This is a genomic window from Gordonia sp. GONU, assembly GCF_024733855.1.
In the GTDB taxonomy this organism is placed as follows: Bacteria; Actinomycetota; Actinomycetes; order Mycobacteriales; family Mycobacteriaceae; genus Gordonia; species Gordonia amicalis.
In genome coordinates this window covers 111,696-118,655 of record NZ_JANRHB010000014.1, presented here as the reverse complement: position 1 = coordinate 118,655, position 6,960 = coordinate 111,696, and the positions used below count along the sequence as shown (strand labels likewise).

General features: G+C 64.3%; 6 protein-coding genes and 1 tRNA gene. 3 read left to right on the top strand and 4 right to left on the bottom strand.

Going from position 1 to position 6,960, the window contains the following annotated elements:
- Positions 1–32 precede the first annotated feature (32 nt).
- The 4 genes from NWF34_RS14730 to NWF34_RS14715 all read right to left on the bottom strand — a co-directional run bounded on the left by NWF34_RS14730 (position 33) and on the right by NWF34_RS14715 (position 3,201).
- A tRNA-Thr gene (locus NWF34_RS14730) sits at positions 33–107 on the bottom strand.
- Positions 108–158: 51 nt separating this feature from the next.
- Complete coding sequence (locus NWF34_RS14725; protein WP_024500191.1) at positions 159–545, bottom strand: RidA family protein; 387 nt, start codon at positions 543–545, stop codon at positions 159–161.
- Positions 546–656: 111 nt separating this feature from the next.
- Positions 657–1,748, bottom strand: coding sequence for a Zn-dependent alcohol dehydrogenase (locus NWF34_RS14720; RefSeq protein ID WP_258325384.1), 1,092 nt, complete (start codon positions 1,746–1,748; stop codon positions 657–659).
- A 34-nt stretch (positions 1,749–1,782) separates the two neighbouring features.
- Positions 1,783–3,201, bottom strand: coding sequence for an aldehyde dehydrogenase family protein (locus tag NWF34_RS14715; protein WP_258325383.1), 1,419 nt, complete (start codon positions 3,199–3,201; stop codon positions 1,783–1,785).
- A gap of 195 nt (positions 3,202–3,396) precedes the next feature.
- Here NWF34_RS14715 and NWF34_RS14710 point away from each other — a divergent pair, with 195 nt between their 5' ends.
- From NWF34_RS14710 to NWF34_RS14700, 3 genes are all read left to right on the top strand, one after another.
- Positions 3,397–4,116 carry a GntR family transcriptional regulator gene (locus tag NWF34_RS14710; RefSeq protein WP_258325382.1) on the top strand — a complete coding sequence of 240 codons (720 nt, stop codon included), beginning with the start codon at positions 3,397–3,399 and terminating at the stop codon, positions 4,114–4,116.
- A 285-nt stretch (positions 4,117–4,401) separates the two neighbouring features.
- The gene (locus NWF34_RS14705) at positions 4,402–6,075 is read left to right on the top strand and encodes a long-chain fatty acid--CoA ligase (RefSeq protein WP_258325381.1); all 1,674 of its coding nucleotides are present in this window, start codon (positions 4,402–4,404) and stop codon (positions 6,073–6,075) included.
- A 48-nt stretch (positions 6,076–6,123) separates the two neighbouring features.
- The gene (locus NWF34_RS14700; RefSeq protein ID WP_258325380.1) at positions 6,124–6,942 is read left to right on the top strand and encodes an N-acyl homoserine lactonase family protein; all 819 of its coding nucleotides are present in this window, start codon (positions 6,124–6,126) and stop codon (positions 6,940–6,942) included.
- Positions 6,943–6,960 lie beyond the last annotated feature (18 nt).

Below are 6,960 nucleotides of genomic sequence, written 5' to 3'. Positions count from 1 at the left end.
GAGGTGGCGGGCGTTCGAGCCCGCCACCTTCGTGGAGCCCCCTGTCAGGATTGAACTGACGACCGCTCGCTTACAAGGCGAGTGCTCTACCACTGAGCTAAGGAGGCGTGCGTGCGCGAGTATATCCACCGCGCCCGTGCCCGACCCAGCGGACCCGGTCAGGCCGGGATCGCGGCGACCGCCTCGATCTCCACCAGCTGGTCGTCGTAGGCCAGTACCGAGACACCCAGCAGGCTGCCGGCCGGCTTGTGGTCGCCGAACGCCGCGGTCACCGCGTCCCATGCGACCACCAGGTCGGCTTGTAGGTGTTCGGCGACGAAGACGGTGACCTTGGCCACGTCGGCCAGCGACGCACCCGCCTCGGCGAGTGCCGTCTCCAGGTTCGCCATGCACCTCCGGGCCTGTTCGCTGACGTTGCCCGGGGCGACGGTGGCGCCGTCCTCGTCGATGGGCGCGGCACCCGCGGTGAAGACGAGACTGCCGGGGGCCACTGTCGCACTTCGGGTGTGACCGTCACGGGGACCGTTGATCTGCACTGAGGACATGCCACGATCCTAGAGTGCGGTCCATGCCTCGTCGCTGGCGCCGTTGGTCAGCCGCATCATGTGTCCATTGACGTTTCCGAGCAGCACCCCAGGCGCTCACGCTCCATCGCGTCAGGCCTCACCCAGCCAGATCACCGAGCGGCCGCCGTCGCCCGCCTCCATCCGAGCGAAGGCCTCACCGACCTGGTCGAGGCCAATGCGATGGGTGATGAGGGTCGTGAAATCCAGTGCACCGCTTCGCACTTCGTCTACCAACGCGGGCACGTCCCGATCGGGGTCGGAATCGCCGTAGATCGAGCTGGTCAGCGTCCTGGAGAAGTGGAACAGTTCGAGCGGATTGAACGTGATCTCCTGATCGCGCCGGCCGACGCCCACGATCGTGCAGTGTCCGCCTCTCCTCACCGTGCCCCACGCTCCCCGGATCGTCTCCGGCGCACCGACGCAGTCGAAGGCCTGGTCGACACCGCGTCCCTCGGTGAGAGCCCGGACCTGTTTGCCGAGTTTGGGGTCGCTGAGCAGGAAATGGGTGGCGCCTGCCTCGCGGGCGAGAGCCTCCTTCTCTGGCGATCGGTCGACCGCGATGATCAGGTCGGCGCCGGCGGCCTTGGCGCCGATGACAGCCGAGAGCCCGATGCCGCCGAGGCCGACCACGAGTACCGACTCTCCCTTTGCCACGGAGGCGGTGTTGCGTACCGCGCCGATACCGGTCAGCACCGCGCAACCCAACAATGCCGCTATGTCGAAGGGGATCTCGTCGGCGACTGGGACCACTGATCGTGCGGGCAGGACGACCTCCTCGGCGAACGCGCCCACACCCATGCAGGCGTGCGCCTGCGTGTCGTCGGCCAGCGTTCCGCACGGAACGCTGACCACGCCCTCGACCGCACTGCACAGCCACGGTTGGTCGGCACGGCAGAACCAGCACTCCCGGCACGCCGCCGCCCAGTTCAGGACGACGTGCGTCCCGACCTCGACGGTGTCGACGCCCGAACCCACCTCGGTGACGATCCCGGCCGCCTCATGGCCGAGTACCACCGGATACCGGGGCCCGAGAGTCCCGTTGATCATCGACAGATCCGAATGACACACACCCGCGGCGACGATCTTCACCCGCACGTCGGCCTCGCCGACCGGACGGAGTTCGAGGTCTCGGACCTCGGGGGTGCCACCGGTCTCGGTGACCACGATTGCATTGACCATCATTTCCTCCTGGGTGGTCGTACGACGTCGAGCTGCGTCAGAGCTGGATGGACTTGATCTCGGTGAACTCATCGATGCCGGGTCGCCCCATCTCCCGGCCTATCCCCGACTGCTTGTAGCCGCCGAACGGGGCCCGTGGGTTGTAGGCGCCGCCGTTCACGTCGATCTGTCCGGTCCGGACTTGCCTGGCGAACGCCAGCGCGCGGCCCGCGTCGGCCGACCACACCGCACCGTGCAGTCCGTACTTGGAGTTGTTCGCGATGGCGAGCGCGTCCGCCTCGTCCCGGAAGGGGATGACCGAGAGCACCGGACCGAAGATCTCCTCCTGCGCGATCGTCGAATCGGGGTCGACTCCGCCGAAGACCGTCGGCGCAATGAAGTAGCCCCGGTCGAAGCCGGTAGGTGCGTCCGCGCCACCGGTCGCCAGGGTCGCGCCCTCCTGCACTCCGGTCTCGATGAAGCCTCGGACGCGGGCCAGTTGCGCGGCCGAGACCAGCGGACCGAGTTTGGTCTTGGGGTCGAGCGGGTTGCCCGGGACGAATCCCTGGGCGAACTTGACGGCGAGTTCGAGCGCCTCGTCGTGACGCGACTCCGACACCAGCAGACGCGTCCACGCTGTGCACGTCTGCCCACCGTTGAGGAAGGCGTTGGCGACGCCGACCTTGACCGCGGTTTCCAGATCGGCATCCTCGAGCACGACGTTGGCCGACTTGCCGCCGAGTTCCAGAGTGACCCGTTTGACCGAGCGCGCCGCGAGTTCGGCGACACGGACACCGGCGCGGACCGATCCGGTGAACGAGACGACGTCCACGTCCGGATGTGTGGCCAGAGCCTCCCCGACGACCGGACCGTAACCGGTGACGAGATTGATGACGCCGGGCGGGAAGCCCGCCTCGTCGATGGCGTCGAACAGCTTGTACACACTGAGCGGGGCGACCTCGCTCGGCTTGACGACCACGGTGCAACCGGCTGCCAGCGCCGGCGCGAGTTTGCAGGTGACCTGGTGCAACGGGTAGTTCCACGGGGCGATCGCGGCGACGACCCCGGCCGCTTCGCGCACGATCAGCGAGTTCCCGACACGCTCCTCGGGCTCGTCGGTACGCAGAATGGCCGCATTGACCTCGAAGTCGGTCACCGGCAGCGACGCCTGGATGCGAGACGCGATCCGCAGCGGAGTGCCGACGTCGGTGGCGATCGTGGTGGCGATGTCGTCGACCCGGTCAGCCAGCAACTTCTGCAACCGCTCGATCAGATCAGCTCGCTCCCCCCGACTCGTGCGCGACCACGGTCCGAAGGCGGCCCTGGCCGCGGCGACGGCACGGTCGACATCGCCGACGGTGCCCTCCGGAATCTGCTCGACACACTCTTCGGTCGTTGGATTATGTACAGAAATTCGACCAGAAGAGTCGGGATCGACCCAACTACCGTCGATGTACAGCTGCTCAAAGTGGCCCATTTACAAGCTCCTTGCCAATTAATCCCTGCTGAGGGACGTGAGGGGAAGGTTCTGACACTTATAGTCTCGATGAGAGTGTTACAGACACCCTCGGCCACAGTCTATAGAAAACTGGGATCGGGACGACGCAGTCCGCACCCTGAGCACCGTCACTACACTGATGCGGTCGCGTACCCACCTAAAGAACGGACTGCCATGCCGGAAGAGGCTCGAGCGCCCCAGCGGAGCACTGCGCGACTCAGTCCGCGCATCGCCGAGGAACTCCGCAACCTCGTCATCAGCGGCGAGCTGACCGGTGGCACCAAACTGAGAACCGAACACCTGGCGGCCAGGTTCGGCGTCAGCGCGACACCGATCCGCGAGGCGCTCATGACGCTCCACGGCGAAGGTTTGGTTACTTTCGAGCCCGGGCGCGGGTTCACCGTTGTACCGATCACCCGCCAAGACCTCCTCGATCTGTACAACGCGCAGGCCCATTTGGCCGGACAGTTGTGCGCCCGTGCGGTGCAACGACTGTCCGACGACGACCTGCGTACCCTGTGGCAACTCCAGGACGAACTCGTCGTCGCAACCGAGAGCGGTGACCCGGACGCCGACCGGATCGAGTTCGAGTTCCATCAGGTGATCAACCACGTCGCTGAGGCACCGAAGCTGCGGTGGCTGCTCAAGATGACGACGAGCCATATCCCGTTCCAGGCGTGGCATCTCGTCCGGGGCTGGGCCGATGCGGCCCCCCAGGACCATCTGCCGATTTTGCGGGCCCTATCGACGAAGAACGCCGACGCCGCCCAGATGGCGATGACGGCGCACATCATGAACGTCGCCGATCTCCTCGCCGGCCTTCTCACCGAACGCGGCGTCCTCGCCGACCCCCACGACGACACCACCGTCAATGCCGATATCACTGGTGACTAGCTCTATAGAAAATTCACCGATAGAACTCCTCGCGCTGTTGCGTGAGGCTTCAGCGCGAAGGCCCTCATCCGGTGCACCACTGCGGCACCAAACCCATGGAATCCCCGCTGCCATAAGGCCTTGATCCGCAGGTAGGCGACCACACCACCCAGGAGCGGAGGATGCTGGACTCTTCTTCACGCCCAGCCCTTCTAGGCGATGACCCCGAAACTCGTTGACAGATTTCTATAGAAGTTGCACGATGCAAGCGTAGAAATTGTTACCTACGCCACTCGGAGGTACCGCATGGACGGCCAGATGATGGACCAGCCACTCTTGCTCAACGATCTTCTCTGGCGCACGGAGCGCCTCTTCCATGACAAACGGATCCTCACGAGACTTGGTCCGGGGAGCTATCACTCCTACACATACCGCGAATACGGCCGGCGGGTCCGGCGCCTGGCCAGCGCGCTGAAGTCCCTCGGCGTGGAGCATGGCGACCGGGTCGGCACCATCGCATGGAACCACTACCGGCATTTCGAGACATACTTCGGCGTCCCCGGCATCGGCGCGGTGCTGCACACCATCAACATGCGACTGTTCCCCGAGCAGCAGCAGTACCTGATCAACCACGCGGACGATTCGGTGCTCATCATTGATGAAGATCAGATTGCACTTGTCGAACAGCTTGTTGCACTGGGCATTCCGAATGTCCGTGCATTCATCGTCATCGGCGACGGCCCCCTTCCGGAAACCACGCTCACCCCGGTACACCGGTACGAGGACCTCGTCGCATCGGGCGACGAGAACTTCGAGTTCCCGACCTTCTCGGAGAACACTGCATCGGCCATGTGCTACACCTCGGCCACCACCGGCGACCCCAAGGGCGTGGTCTACAGCCATCGTGCCCAGGTACTGCAGGCAATGTGCTTGGCCATGCATGACAAGCTCAACATGAGCGAACGCCAGGTGTGGCTAGAGGTGGCGCCGATGTTCCACGCCAACGGATGGAACATTCCGCACACGGCGCTGCTGCAGGGCGCGACTCTGGTGCTGCCCGGTGTCCACCCCGTCGACGGTGATTACGTCCAGATCATCGAAGATCTGAAGGTCACCGGGATGAACGCCGCGGTGACCATCGGGACGATGATGCGGGACTTCATCCGGGACTCCGACCGCGACTGGGACCTGTCGACCCTGGACACCATGTGGCTTGGCGGGCAGGCACCGTCGCGCGCCATCATGGAGTGGTGGGAGCAGTCCTACGGCACCCACGTCGTCCAAGGCTACGGAATGACCGAGTGCACTCCGCAGATCTGCTTCTCTTCCATCAAGAGCACGCTGACAGAACAGAGTTCGCCGGAGGAGATCTACGCACTGCGGCAGAAACAGGGCCAGCCGATCCCACTGATGAAGATCAAGGTGCTCGACGAGTCGGGCAACGAACTGCCCTGGGACGACAAGAGTGTCGGTGATTTCTGGGTGCAATCCCCGTTCACCGCGGCCGCTTACCTCAACGACGACCGAACCGCCGAGAACATGGTCGACGGCTGGTTCCGGACGGGCGACGTGGGATGCATCGATCCCGACGGCTATGTGAGCCTCAAGGACCGGTCCAAGGACCTCATCAAGTCCGGTGGCGAGTGGATCTCCTCCATCGACCTGGAGAACGCACTCATGGAGCATCCCAAGGTTCGTGAGGCGACGGTGATCTCGGTGCCTCATGAGAAGTGGCTCGAGCGTCCGCTGGCCTGCGTCGTCCCTGAGGACGACTCACTCGACGACGACGAACTCCGCGCGTTCTTGGGGCAGCGTTTCGCCAAGTGGTGGCTGCCCGACGAGTTCCTGCTGCTGTCCGAGATACCCAAGACCAGCGTCGGCAAGTTCAACAAGAAAGAACTGCGATCCATGCACGCCGCCGGTGGCTCCGATGGCATGCGTTCGACTCTCGGTGTCGGGCAGCGACACCCGGTCGCCTGAGCATCCACCTTCCCCACGCCCCGCACACCGACAGCTAGGAGACCGACCGTGAGCGACAACGACAAGATCAAACTCTCCATCCTCCCCACCGGCACCATGCACTCCGACCTGACGTGGCTTCTGATCGATCCCACCCGGATGCTGACCAGCGACAACCGCGATCGGCAGCGCGACTGGGTGGCCGTGCCCACCCACGTCGTCTACATCGAACATCCCGACGGAAAGAAACTGTTGTGGGACACCGGAATTCCCCGTGATTGGGAACAGCGATGGGGTCCGACCGGTTTCGACAAGTTCTTCCCGTGTGACGACGTCGACGAAGAACGCTGGATGGACTCTCGGCTCGATCAGCTCGACCTGCAACCCGCTGACATCGACTATGTGCTGCTGTCACACCTCCATATGGACCACGCCGCCAACGCGCAGCTCTGGGCAGGCACCTCGACAACCCTCATCGTCGACGAACGGGAGAAGGAAGGCGCCTTCGGCTTCGACGGCTACAACAAGGGTGCGCACATCAAGTGTGACTACGACGGTCTGGACTTCACCACGATCAACGAGGACACCGAGCTGCTGCCGGGTATCACCCTGCTACGCACCCCAGGACACACCTGGGGCACCTTGTCCCTGCAGGTCGACCTGGCCGATTCGGGAACGATGATATTCACCTCGGACTCGTTGTACCGCAGCGAGAGTTACGGTCCGCCGGCGGTCGCGGCCGGGATCGTCTACGACACGGTGTCCTGGTTCGATTCGGTGGAACGGATCCGGTCCATCGCCGAGAAGACCGATGCCACCGTCGTGTTCGGACACGACGCAGAACAGATCACCACGCTCAAGACCGGCGTCGGCAACTACTACACCTGAGGCCGAGGAGGAGAACCC